This is a genomic window from Burkholderia sp. SRS-25, from assembly GCF_004343765.1.
Lineage (GTDB): Bacteria > Pseudomonadota > Gammaproteobacteria > Burkholderiales > Burkholderiaceae > Burkholderia > Burkholderia contaminans.
On record NZ_PTXM01000039.1, the window covers coordinates 13,118 to 34,701 of the forward strand.

A 21,584-nucleotide genomic window follows, 5' to 3' on the forward strand; every position below is an offset into this window, starting at 1 on the left:
GGCGGGCCTGCTGCCCGCTCAGCCATGCACCGACGAAACGCCGCCGACAATGACTGTCGGCGGCGTTTTGCATGGGCCCGTCAGCCGCTGTTCACTTCCCGCTTCAAACGCTCGACGTCGACGTTTTTCAAGTAGTTCGTAATGTTCTGCCAGATCGGATGGAACCCGTAGCCGCCGTGCTGCAGTTCATCGAGCGCCTGCTCGCGCGTCCAGCCCTGGTACACCATCCGGTACAACGCCGACACGAGGCCGGTACGATCGGCGCCGTGCTGGCAGTGGATCAGCACCGGGCCGTCCTGGTCGGCCGTGCGCAGCGCCTTCAGCGCGGTCACCATGTCCTCGTCGCGGATGTCCCACGTGTTGATCCGGATCCGCTGCATCCTGATCTGCGTGCCGGCCAGGATGGTGTCGTCCGCATGAAACGAACGGAAGCTGATGACCTTGCGGATGCCGAGCTTCTGCAGTTCCGGCACGTCCGAGCGCGACAGCTGGGCGCTGCGGTACAGCGTCGGCGTGATGCGGTGCAGGTTGTTTACATGCGCATCGGCCACGCTCTGCGCCCATTTGAAAGGCCGGACGGACACCTCGGAGGCCGGGTCCGCGTGGGCCGGCTGCACGAGCCCTGCGAGCGTAACGGCGAGCGCGGCAATGACGGCGATTTTCATGTCGGGTCGGAGATCAGTAAAAGGCGCGCTTGCGCTCGCGGGAAACGATGAACAGCACGATCGCAGCAGCGCTCATCGTCCAGTAGTCGGTCGGGGCCACGCCCAGCCAGTGGATATGCCACGGCACGTTCGCCGGATTGAAGCGGGCCAGGCCATACGCCGGATTCAGCACGAACCACAGGAAATCCTCGGTCAGCCAGAACACCATGATGCACGCGATGATCCGCGCTTCGATGCGCCACGACCACCGTCCGTTGAACACGGCCGGCAGGTGAAAGAACAGCGCGACGAACGGGAACACCCACGCGTGGTAGCCGGTCATCGGCCGCCCGCCCCAGAAGATGTCGAGCAGCCAGTGATGTTCGATGCGCCACGTCGGCAGGTTGGCGGCCCAGCCCGCGCTGCCTTCGATCTGGATCTCGACGTTCGCGAAGAAGTACGCGAGCAGCACGACCCACGCGACGACGAACACCGTATGGCGCGTCGGCACAAAACGCGCGATGCTCATGCGGCCGGCTCCAGGCCCAGCACGCGATCGAGCACGAAGCGGCCGGCGAGCGGCCGCCCGAGCGGCGCGAGGCGGCGGCGCATGTCGGCGAGACGCTCCGGCGTCTGCAGCAACGCGCGGATCCGGTAGACGAGCGCATCGTCGTCGATCGCCTTCAGCGCGACGCCCTGCTCGAGCAGGAAATCCGCATTGCGCTCTTCCTGGCCCGGTATCGGCGAGTTGACGATCATCGGCAGTTGCATCGCGAGACACTCGGACGTCGTCAGGCCGCCCGGCTTCGTGATCACGAGATCGGCGCAGGCCATCAGGCGTTCGACCTGTTGCGTGAAACCCTGCGGAAACAGCCGGCCCGGATGCTGCGCGGCCAGTTCCTGCAACGACGCCAGCATCGCCTTGTTCTTGCCGGCCAGCGCGATCAGTTGGAAGTCGGCATCCATCTCGAGCAGGCGCGCGGCCAGCACGTCGAGCCCGCCGAGGCCCGCGCCGCCGGACATCATCAGGAACGTCGGCCGTGCGGGATCGAGGCCGAACTCGGCCGCGCAGGCCGCGCGATCGAGCGGCTGGCCGAACGCCGGCATGATCGGAATGCCGCTGACGTGCACCGTGTCGGGCGCCATGCCGCGCGCATGCATGCGCCACGCGATTTCGTCGTTGGCCGCGAAATAGCCTCGCATGTTCGGCACGACCCACATGCTGTGCAGGTCGAAATCGGTCACCTGCACCCACACCGGCGTATCGACGCGCCCCTTGCGGATCTCGCGCGACAGCAGTTCGGCGGGCAGGAAGTGCGTGCAGATGATCGCGTCCGGGCGCTGCCGCTCGATCTCCGCGAGCAGTGCCCGGCAATTGAGCCGCTCGATCGCGCGCCGGATCTTCTGCGACGGCGCGGCGGGATCGACTTCGTCGGTCTTCTGGTACAGGTAGCCCCACAGCGCCGGCTGGCTGCTGACGAGCTTGATGTAGAGATCGGTGTACAGCTTGCGGAAGCCGGTGGATACGAAATCCATCACGTCCAGGTGGGTGGCTTCGATGCCGGCGGGATGGTGGTCGGCGAACGCGCGGATCGCTTCGGCCGCTCGGGTATGGCCGGCACCGGCGCTGACGCTCAGGAGGAGGATCTTCTTGTTTTGCTTTGACATCTGACTGACCGTTTCGATGAAGGTGGCCCGGACGCGGGTTCGCGGCGGCGCTCTCACGCGGCGGCTGTTTGCGTCCGGCTTACAACACGCTTGGCAGATCTTTGGCGGTGCGGGCGGGCCGTTACAACGGAGCGATCGCCGGCACCGCCTGCGGCATCATACTGCGTTCGGTCGAGGGTGCCTGGATCGGCGGAGGCGCGAGGCGGTCTGGCGGGCTGGCGGGCTGGCGGGCTGGCGGGCTGGCGGGATCGATGGCGTGGGCGCCGACAGCACGAAGGCTCAGCGCGCCGCCGCCTGACGCCCGTTCGCGCGTGCGAACAAGGCCGGCATTTCGGCGCGAGCCAAGGCGCCCGTGCGCGAGTCGTTTGGAATCCTTGCGTGGCGCTTCGACCAAGGCGATGCACCCGCCGGCCTTGTTCCACGTGCTCCCCGAATCAGGGCGTTACAACACCCCGCTTCCGCATCCGTTTCCCGCGAACGATCGGATTCCATCGCGACGTCAGGCTCATTGCGCCTTGCAGACGTTCGAACGCGACGTCCTCCTTCGGCCCGAAGCGGCTGACCGCCGGCCACGCGAGCACGTGATCGAGCCACGCCTGCCATTCATCGCCATGAAAGCGGCGACCGACTTCCCGCACGGCATCCGGTGCTGCAATCACGATGCCCGCCAGCAGGTAGTACGCCCAGAAGCTGCCCGCGCCGACGAGCTGATCGAGCCGGCACACGGACAACGCCGCGAGCAGCCCGTCCACCGACGCGAGATCGGCACGATGCGTGCGAATCGCCCGCGCAATGAGGTTGTGCTGACCGCCATACGCGGCAACAGAAGTCCCGTCGCCAGCGGCGAGTGCAGCCGAGAACGTCACGAGCGCCGCCATCTCGTCGATGCGCGATGCATCGTCGCGCGGCCCGCACGCACGCAGCACGATCGCGTCGATGACGGCGCCAGGCATGGCCGACGTTTCCCCACTCGCCGCCGCGACGACCTCCAGCCTTTCTCTCAGGTTCTTCGCAGGCGGCATGTCGTCCTGCGCGCCCTTTTCATGTTCAGTGCATTCGCCGTCATCGCCCCCGCCGCATTCGACACCACCGGCAATCCGCTCGAGTGCGGCCCAGCCGACATCGGGGTCGTCGAACGTGCATGCATCGATCACGCCGTACGCGGTGTCGAACACGGTACGCGAGCCGGGGCAGCTACGTTCGGCTTCGGCGAGTTGCTGCATCGAAGGCACATGCGAGCACGCGCCGCGCGGGTCCGTCAGATCGCATGCGCAGGCGCCACCGTCCGACGCGAGCCACGGCGCCAGCCGGCCAAGAATCGCTGCCGCTTCTCGAGACAGGTTCGCGCCCACTCGCATGCGTATCGCGTGCGACGCGATGACGGTCGTGTCGCCGGTATCACCCGCCTCCGCCGCGCACGCAGCAGCGTCGAGATGTTCTATCAGGTACTGCAGCCACGCGGCCGTGCGCAGCCGGTCAGGCGTCGCGCCGCGGGCATCTCCATACTTTGCTGGATCGGTAAGCATGGGTCTTCCGGGAGTGTTCTGGCCAATTGGAATAGTGGTTAATTCAGTTGGATCGGATGGCGCGGTACGCCGTGCCGATCCTGCAAGGCCGCGCGCATCGGATCGCGACGCGTGCGGCCAGCCTGTCATCGCGCTGATATGGACGAAGGCTCGAAAGCATCGAGGAAGCGGAAAGCCGCGTGCATCCAGCCCGCTCTTCGCGCACAGCGAGCGCCCCGGCGGCCTTGCACGAAAAACGCGACCGCTCTGCAGAACGAATCCGGCCGCCGCGCCGATACACGCGACGGCACGAACCCAGCGAAACCGCGAATACCCGCCGCACATACCGCACGGCCCTCGCGCGCGGCGGGCATCCGCTTCGATCCGCGATCGCTTACTGCACGTGGAACTTCGGCGACGTCAGAACCGTGCCAGCCACCGTGCAGTCCGGCGTCAGCACGGAGTTATTGAACGCCAGCGACGAGTTCGTATCGCTCCACGTCGTCACGACCTTGCTCGGCCCGCAGGTGCCGAGCAGCGTGACGTTCACCTTTACGTTATTGATCGACAACTGCGTCGTGCTGTCAGCCTGCCCCGTCCACGGCGACGTACTGCTCGCGCTGCCGCTGATCAGCGAGCATGTTGCGCCACCCGTGAACGTCGTCGACGTGATGTTGACGATACCGGTCGACGTGATCGTGCCGTTGAAGGTCGCGGTACAGCCTGCGGTGATCGCACCCTTGCTGAGGTTCGTGAGCCCGGTCGCCGAGAACGGCTCGCCGTTCGGGTTCATCGGCTGGCCGTCGGCCCGCGTAACGGTGACAGCGAAAGCAGGCGCGGCCGAAACCGCGGTGAAAGCCACTGCAGCAACAAGCGATACGATTTTGCGAATGCTCATTTGAACTGCCCCCTCTCTTCACAAATGGCGGCACGCCGCCAGGAACGCGACCTTCCGGCCGGATGGGTCCGGTCAGCCGGTCACAGGAAGCCGTCGATGCGCGTCATGCGCACCGGTCGGCTCAGAACTTGTAGGAAATCCCGACGAACGTGATCAGCGGGTCGGCCTTCAACTTCGTGCGCGTGGTGGCGAGCGTCGAGCCGTCGGCCGCCTTGATCACCAGCGACGAGTAGGTCTTCAGCGGCATGTAGGTCAGCGTCGCCGTTAGGCCCCAGTGCTTGTCGATCGCATAGCTCGCGCCGACGTTGTAGACCGGCGTGAACGACGACGACGCCTTGCCCTCCACCGACGTCGGCCCCGGCTTGCCGGCACCGGCCGCGAGCACGCTGCCGAGGTTCTCGTTGATGTCCTTCGCGAAGTTTCCGTTCAGTTCGATGTTGCTGAACCAGCTGTAGGCCACGCCGATCCCGACGAACGGCCGGAACCGCGCCGTCGGCGAATTGAAGTAGTACTGCAGAATGACCGTCGGGCTCCACTGCCGCGCGTTTTTCACCGCCGGCTGGTTCGCCGGGTTGTCCATGTTGACGCTGCCGAGCGCACCGGCCGGGCCGGGCGGCCGGATCGAGCCGTGCCCGGTCAGCGTGAACTCGGGCGGCACGCCGAGCACCGACGTCACCGCGATGTGGTCGGTGAAGAAGTGCGTGAGCGTGAGGCCGACGGTATCGGCGTTGTTGACCGTCAGGCTCGTGCCCGGCGACGTAAACGACCCGGGCAGGCGCAGCGGCCCGTTGATCGGCATGCCGGCAAGATTCGTCGTCAGCCCGTTGGTCGAATCCTGCGGCATGATGTGCAGCCAGCCCAGCGTCGCGACGTTGTCGCCCGCCTGCTGGGCCGATGCGAGCGTCGACACGCCTGCGACGACACCCGCGACAATCAGCTTCTTCATGAAGTCTCCCCTCATTCTGTCCGGGCGCCGCGCATCCGCGCGCGGCGCCACCGTGTCTCCATCCAGGCGTGCGTCACTGCACGAATGCGCCGACCGTGAAGTACGGGTTGCTCGTATCGTTCATGTCGAGGAACCCGAATACGCCGCCGGTGAACACGAACTTGCCGGTCGCCGGCCCCGATGCCGCATCCGCATGCACGGTCGTGACGACCCCGGGCACCTTCTGCGTGTAGTCGAGGTTCAGCGCACGCGTGAGCGCGGCCTGCGACGCGTTGAACGGATCGAGCAGCGTGGCCTGCGCGCCGACGAGCGCGGTCGCGCGGTAGTTGAACGCGCTGTCGACACCCGTGTACTCGCCGTTCTGCGAGCCCTGAGCGATCGCCGTCTGCGGGCTCAGGAACGAAATGCCCGATTCGTCGTCCGCGCTCGGCGGCCCTTGCGTGAGGTCCGCGTTGGCCGCACCCGTACGGATGAAGATCGGCACGAGCTGGTTGCGCAGCTTGCCGACGATCAGGATCCCCTTGCCGGCCTTCGCCGGATCGACCGCCGCGAGCGTCGGCGGAATCTGCGGCAGGTAGTTGAGCGACTGGAACGCCGGCGCATCGGGCCGCAGCGTGAACGGCTGGTTCACGGTCGCGCTCGACGCAAGCGGCTGCCCGCCGTTCTTCTTGCCGAAGTTGTCGGTTTCGACGTAGCTGCCGTCCGCGTTGATCGTCACCTGCTGGTCGAGCGCCACCGGCTGGAAGCTCTGCGACGGCACCTGGTGATAGCCGAGCTGGTTGTACTTGCCTGCGATCTTCGTCAGGTCGGTTTCCAGCGACGAGAAGCTGATGAACGGGTAGTACGGGAACGTCGTCTTCGTGATCTTGCCGACGCCGATCACGCCGTCGAACTGGATCGTCGCGCCGGGAATCGCGCCGCCCAGCACGCCCTCGCCGAGGAATAGCCGCGCGGGCCGGGTCGGGTCGAGGCTCGCGTTCTGCATCCGGAACGTGCACTGGTTCAGCTTCACCGTCGGCAGCCCCGTTTCGTCAGCGAGCGTGCCGTCGACCACGTTGGCCGGTGCCGTGTCGCGCGTCGGCTGCACGGTGCCCGTCGTGGTCGGCACCGGCGACGCAAGGTAGGTCATCCGGTACGTCATCTTCGTCGTGTCGAGCTGCACCTTCACGAGTTCGCCCGAACCCGATCCGCCGATGAACACCGTGTTGTAGTCGATCGTCTGCGGGCACAGCCGGACCGCCGGCGCGGGCGGCGGGTCGCCGTCGCCGCCGCAGGCGGCCAGCACGGGCGCGAGCGACGCCGCGGCCATCCATTGCTTCAAATTCATAGGAATCCTCTTGAAATTCGATTCGCCGGCGGCGACGCATGCGCCGCCGGTGTTACGTGTTCAACGCAGGGTTACTGGACGAACGCGCCGACCGTGAAGAACGGGTTGACCTGGCTGTTGTTGACGACCATCGCGTAGACGTTGCCGGCCGTCACGATCCAGCCCGTATCGCCCTTCTTGAAGATCGCCACGTCGCCGCCGGCGCCCTTCGCGTTGAAGTTCTGCGTGGCCGTGACCTTGATCTTGCCGGGTGTCGCCTGCGTGTAGTCGAGCCCGAACTGCGAGGTCACCGACGACGTCTGCGGATCGATGAACGCCGCGGTAGCCCCCTGGAACAGCGTCGACGTATAGTTCGCGGCCATCGTCGACACGGCAGTACCGTCGTTGCAACTGCCTGCTACCGAATAGAAGGCGTTATTGGTGAAGGTACCCGGCAGGTCAGGGTGCGGCACGTTCGGGTTGAAGCTCGGCCCCGCCGACGTCAACTTGTTCCCCTGGCCACTGGAGGTCACGATGCCGCATGCGGATGCACTGGTCGCGCCGATATAACCGCCCTTCAGGGAGTTCGCGGCAATCGCTTTCGTCGACGAAAGCATCGAGATACCGACTTCGGCATCGGCGACCGATGCGAGCAGATTGACCGTATCGACGTGCGTGTAGCCCACTCGAATCACAATCGGCACAAGTACGCCGTTCAATCTCCCGACGATCATGATTCCCTTCGCCTGACTCGGTGCAATGATCAGCGTCGAACCTTGCCCCGCAATCGGATACCCCTGCCCCACAGCCGGATTGCTCACGAATACGTTGTCGGCCGATCCGTCCGCGTTGTTGCGCCGCGTCCACGGCGTCCCGGTCGTCTGACACGAGTAGTCGCTGCCTTGCGTGATCGAACACGAGCCGTCCGCATTGAACGTCTGATTCCAGTTGACGACGTCGGACTCCCAGCCGACCGGCCCGGTCGGGCTCTGACCATCACCGCCGATCGGCGACAGATGGATGCCTACCTCGTTGTAGTTGCCCGCCACTTTCGTGAAGTCGGTTTCGGTGTCGGTGAAGCCGATGAACGGATAGAAATCGAACGTGCGCGACGGTACGACGCCGAGCGTGACGCCCGGGAGCAGCGGAATACCGGCGAACGCAATCGTCGCACCCGGAATCCCCCCGCCCACCACGCCATTGCCGACGAACAGCATCGGCGGATCGGCACGGTTGATCGTCACCGAATACGCACCGTCGCTCGTCGCGCCGCTGTCGAGCACGAATGCGCAGCGGTTCTGCTCGGCGGTCGGGAGCGTGGTCGGATGATGGAATGCGCCGCTGATCGTCAGGCCCGCGCGCGTGTTGTTGACTTGCCCTGCCGACGTCGGCACCGACGATTCCAGGAACTGCATCTGGTAGGTGAGCTTCGTGGTATCGAACTTCACCTTCACATACTCGCCACTGCCTGCGCCGCCCGTATACGTCGTCGTGTAATCGAGCGCATCCGGACACAGCTTCGTCACGACGGGCGGCGTCGTTTCGGCACCGCTCGGCCCGCATGCGCTGCCCGAGCACTGCGGCACATTGATCGGCCCCGGATCGTCGCCGCCGCCGCAACCGGCGACGAACGGTAAAGCGACTACCGCGCACGACAGAATCGCCTTCCGCCATTCAGGAATGCAAATCATCAACCCCTCCTTTTCAGGTACGACAAGTCTCGTCCGGACAGGCTGCATGGCCCGCCGGTTGGTATCGCGCCGCGGCACGAAAGCGCGGCGCATGACGGTGCGCGCAAGACGGCCGCGATGCCGGTCAGGCAAATGCGGCACACGCCGCGGCGGCAGGCAAGCGCTCTCCCCCGGCGCCGTCAGGCAGCAAGGCGCCGTGAGAACGATCGAAACGGGAAATGGTTCGCCGCTACACGGCGAGAGGGCAACGCAGGCACGCGATCTGCATCGCGCCTGCATTCAGCGAAAAAACGGGAAACGGCAGTCCGACTGGCCCCGCGGATAGGCGTCTCATGTATGGGTCTCCATCCGTACGCTTGATTCGTTATCGTGATGCGTCGTTTGTCGAGACTATGATCGGACGATACCTACAAGTAAATGGATGCAGAGTTCCAAACGACCGGAACCGCGCGATCCTAGCGTTTACACGGTATTTAACAGATTTTCAAACAGCCTTCATTTTATTTGCTCAGACAAATACCCAGGCTGTATAACACGCGTTTGAATGGCGACCGCCAATCCGCGCCTGGCCACGCCAGCCGGGCCTGAGCCGCCTGCCCGCATGTTGCGGCGCAACCTTACACGTCGATGATCGCGAGCGTGCCGTGGCTGCCCGGCAGCACCGCATGACGCACACCGGCAAGCGCGAGGTACATCTGCCCGGCCTCCACGATGATCGTCTCGCCTGCGACCTCGAGCATCATCCGGCCGTCGAGCACCAGCAGCCCCTCGTTGTAGTCGTGCACTTCCGCTTCGTAAGCCTGCGCATCCATGCGCAGCACCTTGATCCTGGCCGGCCCGACCTCGCCGACGATCGTGGATTTCCATGCGGCGGGCTGCGCCGCCGCCACGGATTTGAAATCGACCAAAGACATGCGCGCCGCTCCGTGAACGATGAAAGGAACGCATTATCGCGAGCGCGGCGCATGCCGTCCCGGTACGGCGCGACGGCCTTCGGGCGGCACAGTCGTCCGGCCGGCCGCGCCGCCGCCGAGCCGAAACGCGCTCGCCGCCCGGTTCGCCGAAAACACTCCGCATTGTTCGTACGGCTCAAATAAATCGCAGCTTTATTGAGAAATTCGTGGCCATTTCCCGCAAATCCGGCACCGACAACGCATGCCCTTTCCACGAGAATGCATTTCCATCTACCGATTGCTAATATGGCGGTCCTGCGATCCCGCACCACAACGCCGTTCGACATGACGCCCGTTCGCCATGCCGTCCCCGGTCCCGGCCGCTTCGCAGCGGCGGCGACGCCGGGCACGTGCGGCGCACGCCGTCGCGCCGGCCGGCCGTGCCATCCGTGAGCATGCAACCGATCCTTTCCGTCTCCGACCTCTCCAAGACTTACGCGTCCGGCTTCCAGGCGCTGAAGCACGTGACCCTCGACATCCGCCCCGGCGAGATCTTCGCGCTGCTGGGGCCGAACGGCGCCGGCAAGACGACGCTGATCGGTTCGATCTGCGGCATCGTCACACCGACCGAAGGCCGCGTGACGGTCGGCGGCCACGACATCCGCGATCAATACCGCGCAGCCCGCGAAATGATCGGCCTCGTGCCGCAGGAACTGACGACCGACGCATTCGAAACCGTCTGGGCGACCGTGTCGTTCAGCCGCGGCCTGTTCGGCAAGGCGCCCGATCCCGCGTACATCGAGAAGACGCTGAAGGCGCTGTCGCTGTGGGACAAGCGCGACAACAAGCTGATGACGCTGTCGGGCGGCATGAAGCGCCGCGTGATGATCGCGAAGGCGCTGTCGCACGAGCCGCGCATCCTGTTCCTCGACGAGCCGACGGCCGGCGTCGACGTCGAGCTGCGCCGAGACATGTGGAAGCTCGTCGATTCGCTGCGCGACAACGGCGTGACGATCCTGCTGACCACGCACTACATCGAGGAAGCCGAGGAAATGGCCGACCGCATCGGCATCATCCTCGGCGGCGAGCTCGTGCTCGTCGAGGAAAAGCACGAGCTGATGCGCAAGCTCGGCAAGAAGCAGCTCACCGTGCAGCTCGAGCACCCGCTCGCCGACGTGCCGCCCGCGCTCGCGCCGTTCGGGCTTGAACGCGCGGACGACGGCGCCGCGCTCGTCTACACGTACGACTCGCAGCGCGACGACGCGAGCATCGCGAAACTGATCAACGCGCTCGGCTCGGCCGGCATCGGCTTTCGCGACCTGCACACGACGCAGAGCTCGCTCGAGGACATTTTCGTCAGCCTGATCGACAACCGCCGCAACGGCACGCAAGGAGCCTGACGCATGAACTGGCATGGCATCCGCGCGATCTACCGCGCAGAAATGGCCCGCACGCGCCGCACGCTGATGCAGAGCATCATCGCGCCGGTGATTTCCACATCGCTGTACTTCGTGGTGTTCGGCTCCGCGATCGGCTCGCGCATCAGCGACGTGAACGGCATCGGTTACGGTTCGTTCATCGTGCCGGGGCTCGTGATGCTGTCGCTGCTGTCGCAGAGCATCTCGAACGCGTCGTTCGGCATCTACTTCCCGCGCTTCACGGGCACGATCTACGAAATTCTCTCCGCGCCCGTGTCGTACTGGGAGATCGTGATCGCGTACGTGGGCGCGGCCGCGTCGAAGTCGATCCTGCTCGGCGTGATCATCCTCGCCACGGCCGGCCTGTTCGTGCCGCTGCACATCCTGCATCCGTTCTGGATGGTGCTGTTCCTCGTGCTGACGGCGGTCACGTTCAGCCTGTTCGGCTTCGTGATCGGCATCTGGGCCGACAGCTTCGAGAAGCTGCAGCTCGTGCCGCTCCTGATCATCACGCCGCTCACGTTCCTCGGCGGCAGCTTCTACTCGGTCGACATGCTGCCGCCCGCGTGGCGCGTCGTCACGCTGTTCAATCCGATCGTCTACCTGGTCAGCGGCTTCCGCTGGTCGTTCTACGGGATCGCCGACGTGCACGTGGGCGTCAGCCTCGGCGCAACGTCGCTGTTCCTCGTGATCCTGCTGGCGATCGTCGCGTGGATGTTCCGCACCGGCTACAAGCTGAAGAACTAATTGATGCGCGACGGCCGCACCCCGCGCGGCCGCCGATGACGCATTTGGGCAAGCAGGCGGCGCTTTTCCTCTGATGCGGCATTTTGTGGTCGCGTCTACTGAATACCGAAGCATCGGGGCCTTGGAGCATGCGCTGCGAGGCCCCTTTTCATTTCAGAGGACGCCATGCCCGCCGCCACCGCTCCCGCCTCCGCCGCCGCCCGGCTCGAACGCCTGCCGTTCTCCGGCTATCACAAGCGGATCTTCTTCATCATCGCGATCGCGTTCTTCTTCGATTCGGTCGACCTCGGCACGATGACGTTCGTGCTCGGCTCGATCCGCAAGGAGTTCGGGCTATCGACCGCGGCCGCCGGCCTCGTCGCGAGCGCGAGCTTCTTCGGGATGGTGCTCGGCGCGGCCGTGGCCGGCCTGCTCGCCGACCGCTTCGGCCGCCGGCCCGTGTTCCAGTGGAGCATGGTGCTGTGGGGCGCGGCCTCTTATCTGTGCTCGACCGCGCAGAGCGTCGACGCGCTGATCGTCTACCGCGTGCTGCTCGGGATCGGGATGGGGATGGAATTCCCGGTCGCCCAGACCTTGCTGTCCGAATTCGTGCCGACCGAGAAGCGCGGCCGCCTGATCGCGCTGATGGACGGCTTCTGGCCGCTCGGCTTCATCACGGCCGGCATCGTCGCGTACTTCGTGCTGCCGCAATTCGGTTGGCGCACGGTGTTCGCGCTGCTCGCGATTCCCGCCGTGTTCGTGCTCGTCGTGCGCCGCATCGTTCCGGAATCGCCGCGCTGGCTCGAGCATGCGGGCCGGCAAACGGAAGCCGACACGGTGATGCGCACGATCGAGGCGAAGGTGATGCGCTCGGCCGGCGTGACGACGCTGCCGCCGCCGTCGCGGCTCGCCGAGCCGGTCGTCGCACGTGGCCACGGCGCGCTGCGCGAAATCTGGAGCGGCGTGTACCGCCGCCGCACGGTGATGGTGTGGCTGCTGTGGTTCTTCGCGCTGCTCGGTTTCTACGGTCTCACGTCGTGGCTCGGCGCGCTGCTGCAGCAGGCCGGCTTCGAGGTCACGAAATCGGTGTTCTACACGGTGCTGATCTCGCTCGGCGGCGTGCCGGGCTTCCTGTGCGCCGCATGGCTCGTCGAACGCTGGGGGCGCAAGCCGACCTGCATCGCGTCGCTGATCGGCGGCGCCGTGATGGCGTACGCGTACGGCCAGAGCGCGCTGTACGGCGGCAGCACGACGCTGCTGATCGGCACCGGCCTCGCGATGCAGTTCTTCCTGTTCGGGATGTGGGCCGCGCTGTACACGTATACGCCGGAGCTGTACGGCACCGGCGCGCGCGCGACGGGCTCGGGCTTCGCGTCGGCGATCGGGCGCGTCGGCTCGTTGATCGGGCCTTACGTGGTCGGCGTCGTGCTGCCGGTGTTCGGCCAGGGCGGCGTGTTCACGCTCGGCGCGCTGTCGTTCATCGCGGCCGCGCTTGCCGTGTGGACGCTCGGGATCGAGACGAAGGGCCTCGCGCTGGAACAGCTCGCAGCGGGTGATGAAGCGGGCGGCGGCGGCAGGTACGCGGCTGCGGCAGACAAGCTCTCCTGAGCGCCTGATCAGGCTTCAGCCAGTTCTTCGTCCGTCGCCGAACGGCGACGTCGTCTGCATCGAAACGCGCACGCGTTCGAATTTTCCGCAACTGGCCGCGAGCCTCGCGGCCGCCGGCACCACGCCGTCGATGGTGAGCAGCGTGATCGTTCCGCATTTCGAGGTCGACGAGAGGCGCGCACTGCCCGACTTCCTCGCGGCCAATCCGGCGCTCGTCGCGTACGCGCCTCCGATCTGCACGCACGGCCCGGCCATCACGCACGACATCCCGCGCGTGCTCGCCGGCGCGATCGCGCATTGCGAGGCCGCCGCCGCGTAAGTTGCGGAGGCGGCAATCCAGCGGCGGTGCAGCAGGTTCCGGTCAGGCGCCGGCGACGACGAACTCTTCGGCCGCCTTGCGCTGCACCGCGGCCATCACCGCGAGTTCGCGCTTGCTGCGCGTGTCGCCGGACACGACACCCGTCGCGTTCTTCGCCTTCGCACCCAGCGGGAAAAAGACAAACGACGCGCCGGCCGGGGCCGCCGGCTCGGCGCGCAAGCGTTTGTTCAGGATTTTCAGGTACTTCTTCTTCGAGACTTCCTTAGCAGCCATGGCGTCCTCCGCGCGAACGTGGTGAAGATCAGCATACCAGTTTTGGCGAACGGTTCCGCAGCAGGCCCCGCCGGTGCGGCCGCACGCAAAAATTCTTCACGCACAATGTCGATTCGCGCCATCTTCACGCGTCGTGTTGTCGTAACCGATCGGTTTGCCGTCGGCACCGCCGGCGGCTCCCGTCAACGCCTGCTCAAGGAGAAACAGCAATGCGCGTCATGGTCATCGTCAAGGCAACCGCCATTTCGGAATCGGGCGCGATGCCCGACACCGAACTGCTGGCCGCAATGGGCCAGTACAACGAAGCACTCGTGAAAGCCGGCGTGATGCTTGCCGGCGAAGGGCTGCATCCGAGTTCGCGCGGCAAGCGCGTGCACTTCTCCGGCAAGGACCGGACGGTGATCGACGGCCCGTTCGCCGAAACCAAGGAACTCATCGCCGGCTACTGGCTGTGGGAAGTGAAGTCGATGGACGAAGCCGTCGAATGGGTGAAGCGCTGCCCGAACCCGATGCCCGTCGAATCGGACATCGAGATCCGGCAAATCTTTTCGCCGGAGGATTTCGGCGCGGCGCTCACCCCCGAGTTGCAGGAGCAGGAAGCGCGGATGCGTGAGGAAATCGACGCGCGGCAGAAGTCCTGAGCGGCAGGCGGAGCGCAGATCGCGCGCAGCGCGGCGCCCCCGGGGACCGCCGGGGCTACCAGACGGCAATGACCGGGATGCATCACCTCGCTCCGTCGAACCAATTGACGCGGCCCCGCCGAGTAACGTATCGTTTTGAAACGTTACTCGGCGAAATCCTTCCGTCATGCACTCCCGCTTCGACCGTTTCCGCATCACCGCGCTCGGCACCCAGCTCGAAGCGCTGATCGCGCAACCCGAGCGCTACGTCGAATTCGCGGCGCTGTCGCGCGTCGGCGTCGCCGCGATCGGTGCGATCCAGCACGAGATTGCGCACAAATTCCCCGAAATCGACACCGACACCACGGCCCGCCAGTTCTGCGGCGCGATGGTCGCGGAAATCATGCGCCGCCACGGGCACGATGTCGTACAGGCACGCGGGCGGCTCGGCGGCACGCCGTTCAGCTATGGCGCGGTGTTCAGCGCGTATCCGCAGGTGCTGCCTTTCGCCGGCGTCATCGCCGCGCTGGCGAGCCTGCCCGGTCGGCTCGCCGCGTACGCGGCACATGTGCCGGCCGCGCTGCGGACACGCCGCCCCGACGGCACGGGCTTCTCGCTCGTCGAGCATGCGTGCCACCTGCGCGATCTGGACGCGGTGTTCGCCGAGCGCATCGACGCCGTACGCACGCTCGACCTGCCCGTGATTGCATCCGTCGACGGCACCGCGCTCGCCGCGCAACGCGACTATCTCGCGCAGCCGCTCGACGCTGCCGTCACGGCATTCCGCACGGGCCGCGCCGCGCTGTGTGCAACCGCGGCCGCGCTCGATTCCGCGCAGCTCGCCCGCTGCGGGCTGCGCGACGGCATCCGCCGCATGTCGCTCGACGAACTCGTGCGCGAGCTGCTCGACCACGACCGCACGCACGTGCTCGAACTCGACGAACTGCTCGCCGAACTCGAATTGCCGCCCCTTCCTTCCGCGCCCGCCCCATGATCCCGACCACGCCCGTCGTCTTCATTCACGGTTTCATCGGCACGCTCGACGTGCGCGGGTGGAACGGCCCGCATCTCGCCCCCGACCTGCTCGGCTACGGCACGCATCGCGCGACGCCGTTCGACGCGATCACGCTCGCTGCGCAGGTCGAGCACCTTCGCCATACCGTCGATACGCACTTCGGCGCACAGCCGGTCGATGTCGTCGGCCATTCGGTCGGCGGGGCGATCGCGATGCTGTTCGCGCATGCGCACCCGGAACGCGTGCGGCGGATCGTCAACGTCGAGGGCAACTTCACGCTCGACGACGCGTTCTGGTCGGCGTCGGTCGGCCGCATGACGCCTGCCGAAGCCGATGCGATGCTCGACGGCCTGCGTGCCGATCCGCAAGGCTGGCTGCGCCGCGCGATCGACGCGCCGTCGCCGGGCCTGCTCGACGACGCCCGCCGCTGGCTCGCGCATCAACCCGCATCGACGCTGCGCGCGATGGGCCGCTCGGTGGTCGCGACGACGGGCGAACCGGGCTATCTGCAGGCACTCGCGCAGGTGTTCGAGCGTCATCCGGTCTGGCTGATGGCCGGCGAACGCTCGCGCGCTGGCTGGCACCTGCCCGACTGGGCGCTCGCGCGCTGCGCCGGCTTCGACACGATCGAGCGCTGCGGGCACCTGATCCCGGCCGAGCAACCCGATGCGTTTCGCGCGGCGCTCGGGCGCATCGTGTCCGCGTCGCCCGCCTGACAACCCGTAGGATTCGCCGAAATTTGGTTGAAAGGCGCGGTTGCTAGAGTCGCCAGAACAGGGTTTTCCCGGCGTCTGCGCCGGACGGGATCGACACATGCGAGGATCGACAAACCTGGCACGCGCTTTCTGGCTGATTCTGCTGCTCGCCATTTCGGGCCCTGCTCTCGCATTTCACGCGCGGGTCGTCGTGATTCCCAGCGCCGCGATGAACGAGACGCTCAAGGCCACCGTCGTGCTGCCCGACGCCTATGCGCGCGGCGCCCGCGACGGCGATCGCTATCCGGTCGTCTACCTGTTGCACGGCTCCGGGGGCGACCACACCGACTGGACGTCGAACACGCATATCGCCGCGCTGGCCGACCGTTACCACGTGATCCTCGTGATGCCCGACGGCGGGCACGAGAGCTGGTACATCGACAGCCCGTTCGACTCGGGCAGCCGCTACGAAACCTTCATCGGCGACGAAGTCGTGTCGTACGTCGATTCGCACTTCCGCACGATTGCGACGCAGCGTGCCCGCGCGATCACCGGGCTCAGCATGGGCGGCTTCGGCGCGCTGCGCATCGCGCTCGACCGGCCCGACACGTTCGGCGCGGTCGGCAGCATCAGCGGCGCGGTCGATCCGCGCTGCTGCTCGGACGAGCCTGGCATCGCACACGTGTTCGGCGACCCCGGCCGCCATCCGTCGTTCTGGGATCGCAACGTGATCGTCGCCAGCGCCAGCGCGTTCGTGCGCGCGCATCTCGACCTGACGATCGATTGCGGCCGCGACGACGCGCTCGTCGGCTCGAACCGCACGCTGCACGAACGGCTCGTCGCGCTCGGCGTGCCGCACGACTACGCGGAGCGACCGGGCGGTCATACGTGGGATTACTGGGCGAATGCGATCCGCTACCAGATGCGGTTCTTCGCGACGTCGTTCCAGCAGCGCGGCTATGCGTATCATCCCGCGCCCCATGCGCCGGGCATGACGCGCGCGGGCTGACGCGCCGCGACGCGGCCCGGCGAACCCGGTGGTACGATGCGCGGGCATCGACCACCCGACACCTTCCATGCCGCGCGACAACTTTGCGGACCTCCTCGCCTTCATCGCCGTCGCGCGCGAGCGCAGTTTCACGCGGGCGGCCGCTCAGCTCGGCGTCTCGCAATCCGCGCTCAGCCACACGATCCGCTCGCTCGAAACGCGCCTCGGCGTGCGGCTGCTCACGCGCACGACACGCAGCGTGGCGCCGACCGAAGCCGGCGAGCGCCTGCTGCTCAATCTCGCACCGCGCTTCGACGAAATCGAGGCCGAACTGGCTGCGCTCGCGGAACTGCGCGACCAGCCCGCGGGCACCGTGCGCATCAACGCGACCGACTTCGTGATCCGCACGCTGCTGTGGCCGAAGCTCGCGCCGGTCCTGCGCGACTATCGCGACCTGAAGGTCGAGTTCGTGAACGACTACGGGCTGTCCGACATCGTCGCGGAACGCTTCGACGTCGGCGTGCGGCTCGGCGACCAGGTGGCGAAGGACATGATCGCCGTACGCATCTCGGCCGACATGAAGATGGCGATCGTCGGCGCGCCCGCGTATTTCGCGGAACGCGCGCGCCCCGTGTCGCCGCAGGATCTGCTCGCGCACGACTGCATCAACCTGCGCCTGCCGACGCACGGCGCGCTGTACGCGTGGGAACTTGCGCGCGGCGACGACATGCTGCAGGTGCGCGTCGACGGGCAGGTCACGTTCAACGGGACCTACGAAACGCTCGATGCGGCGCTCGCGGGCTACGGGCTCGCCTATGTGCCCGCCGAACTCGCGGCGCCGCATGTCGCCGCCGGCCGCCTCGACAGCGTGCTCGACGACTGGTGCCCGACGTTCCCCGGCCATCACCTGTACTACGCGAGCCGGCGGCAGTCGTCGCGCGCGCTTGCCGTGATCGTCGACGCGCTGCGCTATCGCGCATGAGCCGACGCGGCGCCGCCGATGCGCGCCGATTCATGAATCGCGTCGATAAGTGCATGCGGATCGGCGGGGATTATCGATAGACGCATCGGTGGCTACCATCGACGGTGTTCCCCACTTTCCCCGGAGCCCTCGATGTCCGAACCGACTTCCGCCGCACGCAAAGCGTTCGGCGCCATCGCCCCCGCCCTCGCCGACTACACCGACAACGTGCTGTTCGGCGACGTCTGGCAGCGCCCCGGCCTGTCGCCGCGCGATCGCAGCCTCGTCACGGTGGCGAGCCTCGTGTCGCTGTATCGCGTCAACGAACTGCCGTTCCACCTGAAGAAAGCGCTCGACAACGGCCTCACGCGCAACGAGCTGGTCGAAGCGATCACGCACCTCGCGTTCTACTCGGGCTGGCCGACCGCAAGCTCGGCGCTCACGATCGCGCAGCGCGCGTTCGACGAAGCCGGCGTGTAAGCGCGGGCGCCCTTCCATCAACCGGCGGGCACGCGCCCGCATGGAGCCTTCATGGATTACCGCTATCTCGGGCGCAGCGCGCTCAAGGTGTCGCCGCTGTGTCTCGGCGCAATGATGTTCGGCGGCGAGACCGACGAAGCGACATCGGCGCGCATCATCGACAAGGCGTTCGACCAGGGCATCAATTTCATCGACACGGCCGACGTCTATCACGCCGGCCGCTCGGAAGAAGTCGTCGGCCGCGCGATTGCGTCGCGTCGCGACAGCTGGGTCGTCGCGACGAAGTTCGGCTATCCGGCCGGACCCGACGCGGGGCCGAACCGGCAAGGCCAGTCGCGCAAATGGATCGTCGAATCGGTCGACGCGAGCCTGAAGCGGCTCGGCACCGATTACATCGATATCCTCTATTTCCATCGCGCGCTGACCGATGCGCCGCTCGACGAAGGCATGCGCGCGATCGCCGACCTGATCCGGCAAGGCAAGGTGCGCTACTTCGGGCTGTCGAACTTCAAGGGCTGGCGCATCGCCGAGATCGTGCGGCTCGCGGATCAGCTCGGCATCGATCGCCCGGTCGCGAGCGAACCGCTGTACAACCTCGTCGATCGCACGGCCGAGGTCGAACAGCTTCCGGCCGCCGCGCACTACGGGATCGGCGTCGTGCCGTACAGCCCGCTCGCGCGCGGCGTACTGACCGGCAAATATGCAGTCGATGCGCAACCGCCCGCCGATTCACGCGTGGCCCGCGGCGACCGTCGCATCCAGCAAACGGAATGGCGCCCCGAATCGTTGCACATCGCGCAGCAGGTGGCCGCGCATGCCGCCGCGCGCGGCACGACGTCGGTTGCGTTCGCGCTCGCATGGGTCATGAAAAACCGCATCGTCAGCTCGACGATCGCGGGGCCGCGCACCGAAGCGCACTGGGACAGCTACATCGATGCGCTGACGCTCGAACTCGGCCCGGACGACGAACGATTCGTCGATTCGCTCGTGCCGCCCGGGCATGCGTCGACGCACGGCTATACCGATCCCGGCTATCCGGTCGAAGGCCGCAAGGTCTGAAGTCGGAACGGGATGCGTGAATGACATGCCGGGCGCGAAGCCCGGCAGGATGATGATGATGAAAGCGCGTCGCTCGACGCGCTTTCACGTTGATGCAGCTCGATCAGTTTTCGTGCGCGGTTGCGTCAGCGCTGACTACGCGATCGAAAAATTCCTGCGCACGCGCCAGCTCGTCGAGCGCGCGGTCGAGGCGCGACATCGCGCGTGCGTATTCGGCCGACGAAACGTCGTCGTCGCTTTCGCCGCGCACGGCGCGAAACGCCTGATCGACATTGCGCGTGGCTTCGACGAAGCGCTGCGCGGCCCGGGCTTCCCGCGAACAGATGTGGGTCGACATCGACACTTCTCCCTCAGGGTTGCAGTGTGAAGCACGCCGACGCTCAGTGTGCGTGGTGCGCATGTCGGCGGCGTGAACCACGACCCATCGAGTATCGACGCATCGGCCGCCGCGCAGCGCGCTTCGTGCCGATTGTCTCTCTGCGCTCGCCGCTCCGCTATGGCGAGATTGCAACAAATTCTTGCGCGACCTGCTGCGCGCGTTTCTTCACGCGCGCCCGATACGGGGAAGCGCAAGGCCCGCGAACGCGGCCGCTTCACCCGGCGACAGGTCGAACAGGTCGCCGGTGAGATCACGCGGGTGCTCGACCGCCGGCCGGTTGCGCAAGCGCGCCGCGTGCGTGGGCGCAACATACGCGGCCGCCGTTTCGATCGGCGGCGCATCGAACAGATCGCGCGTGACACCGCGCACGGCGTCCGTCGGCGAACGGCCGCGCAAGCGCGCGACGAGTTCGACGAAGCGATCGAAATCGCCCGCACGCGTGGCCTTGTTCACTTCCGCGAGATCGCGCGCCTTCAGCACGCACGGCTGCGCGAGCCGCACGAAATACGGTGCCTCGAGCTCGACCGACAGCGCGAGCGGATAGCTCTTGCCCGTCTGCTCCTTCGCACGCCCGACGCAATCGACCACGGCCGCCCCCTGTGCGGCGCCGAGCGGCTGGCCGGTGCTCACGCTGCGCAGGTGATCGGGAAACACGCGCAACTGCGTGCCGACCGTCAGTGCGGTGGACGACGCGCACACGAGCGCGTAGTGCTGTTCGCGGCGCCGGCCCGACGGCAAGGTCGAGCGGCTGGCGATGAACGTGTGCGGCGGCAGCGGACGCACCTGCCCGCTTGCGTCGACCCATGCATTCCACAGCAGCATGTCTTTCCGCTCGCCGGCGCGCGGGCGCGATGCGACCGGCGAAAACAGCGCGAGCAGCGAGCCCGTGCGATGCGCGGCGACTTGCGCGCTGCTGCCGAGCGGCTGGTTGATGCCCCACAGAAAACGCCCGCCCCCGAGCCGGCGCTCCCATTCCTTGCGGAGCACGACGGTCGGCAGTTCCTCGCCGGACTCGGTACCGATCTTGGTCCAGCAGAACGTGGGTGGGAGGTGTTTCAGTGTCATCAACTTTCTCGGGGATACAGCCTCGCCGGTGACAGCAAGCCCATTCAACAGCCGTAACTGTATATGTATAATGCATCGCATGGAAGCCCCGGACCAAGATTTTCCCGTTCAAGACCTGTTGCGCCGCTTGATGGCAGATACACGCTCGTCCAGCGAAATAGCGCGACTCTCCGGGGTCAGCCAGCCGACCGTATCGCGCCTGAGGCTGTCGAACGGGCACCGGCTGCGCCGCAGCGCGCCATTCAATAAGCTATGCAATTTCTATGGTGTCGATACCGGGCCGTCGCGCCGCCAGTTCAACGACCTGCTGCGCGACGCGATCGTCGACGCGTGGGACGGGTCGGATGAGCACGGGCGCGCGCTGCTGGTCGTGATCCAGGGGCTGAAGGGGTTGCAGGCGAAGGCAGATGATGGATAACGTCGCGGC

At 66.6% G+C, this 21,584-nt stretch carries 24 protein-coding genes; 12 read left to right on the top strand and 12 right to left on the bottom strand.

The window, feature by feature from the left end; translation table 11 throughout:
* Positions 1–80: 80 nt before the first annotated feature.
* From C5O79_RS36170 to C5O79_RS36210, 9 genes are all read right to left on the bottom strand, one after another.
* Positions 81–665, bottom strand: coding sequence for a dual specificity protein phosphatase family protein (locus C5O79_RS36170; RefSeq protein WP_122476636.1), 585 nt, complete (start codon positions 663–665; stop codon positions 81–83).
* Between the two features lie 13 nt (positions 666–678).
* Positions 679–1,173, bottom strand: a complete 495-nt coding sequence (locus tag C5O79_RS36175) for a hypothetical protein (RefSeq protein ID WP_122476638.1) — start codon at positions 1,171–1,173, stop codon at positions 679–681.
* Positions 1,170–2,312, bottom strand: a complete 1,143-nt coding sequence (locus tag C5O79_RS36180; RefSeq protein WP_046549626.1) for a glycosyltransferase — start codon at positions 2,310–2,312, stop codon at positions 1,170–1,172. The genes C5O79_RS36175 and C5O79_RS36180 overlap by 4 nt, the downstream gene beginning before the upstream one ends.
* 434 nt (positions 2,313–2,746) lie before the next feature.
* The gene (locus C5O79_RS36185; protein WP_122476640.1) at positions 2,747–3,838 is read right to left on the bottom strand and encodes a hypothetical protein; all 1,092 of its coding nucleotides are present in this window, start codon (positions 3,836–3,838) and stop codon (positions 2,747–2,749) included.
* A 373-nt stretch (positions 3,839–4,211) separates the two neighbouring features.
* Positions 4,212–4,715: a hypothetical protein gene (locus C5O79_RS36190; RefSeq protein ID WP_046549628.1), complete on the bottom strand. Its 504-nt coding sequence runs from the start codon at positions 4,713–4,715 to the stop codon at positions 4,212–4,214.
* Between the two features lie 121 nt (positions 4,716–4,836).
* Positions 4,837–5,661, bottom strand: coding sequence for an OmpW family outer membrane protein (locus C5O79_RS36195; RefSeq protein WP_046549629.1), 825 nt, complete (start codon positions 5,659–5,661; stop codon positions 4,837–4,839).
* A 73-nt stretch (positions 5,662–5,734) separates the two neighbouring features.
* Positions 5,735–6,988, bottom strand: a complete 1,254-nt coding sequence (locus C5O79_RS36200; RefSeq protein WP_122476642.1) for a DUF2957 domain-containing protein — start codon at positions 6,986–6,988, stop codon at positions 5,735–5,737.
* Positions 6,989–7,059: 71 nt separating this feature from the next.
* Positions 7,060–8,658, bottom strand: coding sequence for a DUF2957 domain-containing protein (locus tag C5O79_RS36205; protein WP_122476644.1), 1,599 nt, complete (start codon positions 8,656–8,658; stop codon positions 7,060–7,062).
* 617 nt (positions 8,659–9,275) lie between these two features.
* Positions 9,276–9,572 (bottom strand): cupin domain-containing protein, encoded by a 297-nt coding sequence (locus tag C5O79_RS36210; protein ID WP_046549632.1) that lies wholly within the window; start codon positions 9,570–9,572, stop codon positions 9,276–9,278.
* A gap of 434 nt (positions 9,573–10,006) precedes the next feature.
* On the opposite strand from C5O79_RS36210, the gene C5O79_RS36220 reads away from it, so the two are divergent.
* From C5O79_RS36220 to C5O79_RS36235, 4 genes are all read left to right on the top strand, one after another.
* Positions 10,007–10,951 carry an ABC transporter ATP-binding protein gene (locus C5O79_RS36220; RefSeq protein ID WP_039369498.1) on the top strand — a complete coding sequence of 315 codons (945 nt, stop codon included), beginning with the start codon at positions 10,007–10,009 and terminating at the stop codon, positions 10,949–10,951.
* 3 nt (positions 10,952–10,954) lie between these two features.
* The gene (locus C5O79_RS36225; protein WP_039369495.1) at positions 10,955–11,716 is read left to right on the top strand and encodes an ABC transporter permease; all 762 of its coding nucleotides are present in this window, start codon (positions 10,955–10,957) and stop codon (positions 11,714–11,716) included.
* 165 nt (positions 11,717–11,881) lie between these two features.
* Positions 11,882–13,303: an MFS transporter gene (locus C5O79_RS36230; RefSeq protein ID WP_122476647.1), complete on the top strand. Its 1,422-nt coding sequence runs from the start codon at positions 11,882–11,884 to the stop codon at positions 13,301–13,303.
* Positions 13,251–13,622 (top strand): hypothetical protein, encoded by a 372-nt coding sequence (locus C5O79_RS36235; protein ID WP_226148099.1) that lies wholly within the window; start codon positions 13,251–13,253, stop codon positions 13,620–13,622. Before C5O79_RS36230 ends, C5O79_RS36235 begins: the two co-directional genes overlap by 53 nt.
* A 42-nt stretch (positions 13,623–13,664) precedes the next feature.
* On the opposite strand, the gene C5O79_RS36240 is transcribed toward C5O79_RS36235, so the two are convergent.
* Positions 13,665–13,895 carry a hypothetical protein gene (locus C5O79_RS36240; RefSeq protein ID WP_046549636.1) on the bottom strand — a complete coding sequence of 77 codons (231 nt, stop codon included), beginning with the start codon at positions 13,893–13,895 and terminating at the stop codon, positions 13,665–13,667.
* A 209-nt stretch (positions 13,896–14,104) separates the two neighbouring features.
* Here C5O79_RS36240 and C5O79_RS36245 point away from each other — a divergent pair, with 209 nt between their 5' ends.
* The 7 genes from C5O79_RS36245 to C5O79_RS36275 all read left to right on the top strand — a co-directional run bounded on the left by C5O79_RS36245 (position 14,105) and on the right by C5O79_RS36275 (position 19,713).
* Positions 14,105–14,536, top strand: a complete 432-nt coding sequence (locus C5O79_RS36245; protein ID WP_122476649.1) for a YciI family protein — start codon at positions 14,105–14,107, stop codon at positions 14,534–14,536.
* A gap of 166 nt (positions 14,537–14,702) precedes the next feature.
* A complete protein-coding gene (locus C5O79_RS36250; protein WP_046549638.1) occupies positions 14,703–15,509 on the top strand; it encodes a DinB family protein in 807 nt (268 codons plus the stop codon).
* On the top strand, positions 15,506–16,246 hold the full coding sequence (locus C5O79_RS36255) for an alpha/beta hydrolase (RefSeq protein WP_131932243.1): 741 nt from the start codon (positions 15,506–15,508) through the stop codon (positions 16,244–16,246). Before C5O79_RS36250 ends, C5O79_RS36255 begins: the two co-directional genes overlap by 4 nt.
* 97 nt (positions 16,247–16,343) lie before the next feature.
* A complete protein-coding gene (locus C5O79_RS36260; protein WP_046549640.1) occupies positions 16,344–17,234 on the top strand; it encodes an alpha/beta hydrolase family protein in 891 nt (296 codons plus the stop codon).
* Between the two features lie 67 nt (positions 17,235–17,301).
* Complete coding sequence (locus tag C5O79_RS36265) at positions 17,302–18,195, top strand: LysR family transcriptional regulator (RefSeq protein ID WP_039369467.1); 894 nt, start codon at positions 17,302–17,304, stop codon at positions 18,193–18,195.
* Between the two features lie 132 nt (positions 18,196–18,327).
* Positions 18,328–18,654, top strand: a complete 327-nt coding sequence (locus tag C5O79_RS36270) for a carboxymuconolactone decarboxylase family protein (RefSeq protein WP_131932245.1) — start codon at positions 18,328–18,330, stop codon at positions 18,652–18,654.
* Between the two features lie 51 nt (positions 18,655–18,705).
* A complete protein-coding gene (locus tag C5O79_RS36275; RefSeq protein WP_046549643.1) occupies positions 18,706–19,713 on the top strand; it encodes an aldo/keto reductase in 1,008 nt (335 codons plus the stop codon).
* Between the two features lie 103 nt (positions 19,714–19,816).
* Here C5O79_RS36275 and C5O79_RS38755 read toward each other — a convergent pair whose 3' ends face one another.
* On the bottom strand, positions 19,817–20,050 hold the full coding sequence (locus C5O79_RS38755) for a hypothetical protein (protein WP_046549774.1): 234 nt from the start codon (positions 20,048–20,050) through the stop codon (positions 19,817–19,819).
* A gap of 207 nt (positions 20,051–20,257) precedes the next feature.
* Complete coding sequence (locus C5O79_RS36285) at positions 20,258–21,157, bottom strand: hypothetical protein (RefSeq protein WP_046549644.1); 900 nt, start codon at positions 21,155–21,157, stop codon at positions 20,258–20,260.
* A gap of 79 nt (positions 21,158–21,236) precedes the next feature.
* Here C5O79_RS36285 and C5O79_RS36290 point away from each other — a divergent pair, with 79 nt between their 5' ends.
* Complete coding sequence (locus C5O79_RS36290; RefSeq protein WP_124474520.1) at positions 21,237–21,575, top strand: helix-turn-helix transcriptional regulator; 339 nt, start codon at positions 21,237–21,239, stop codon at positions 21,573–21,575.
* Positions 21,576–21,584: the final 9 nt, after the last annotated feature.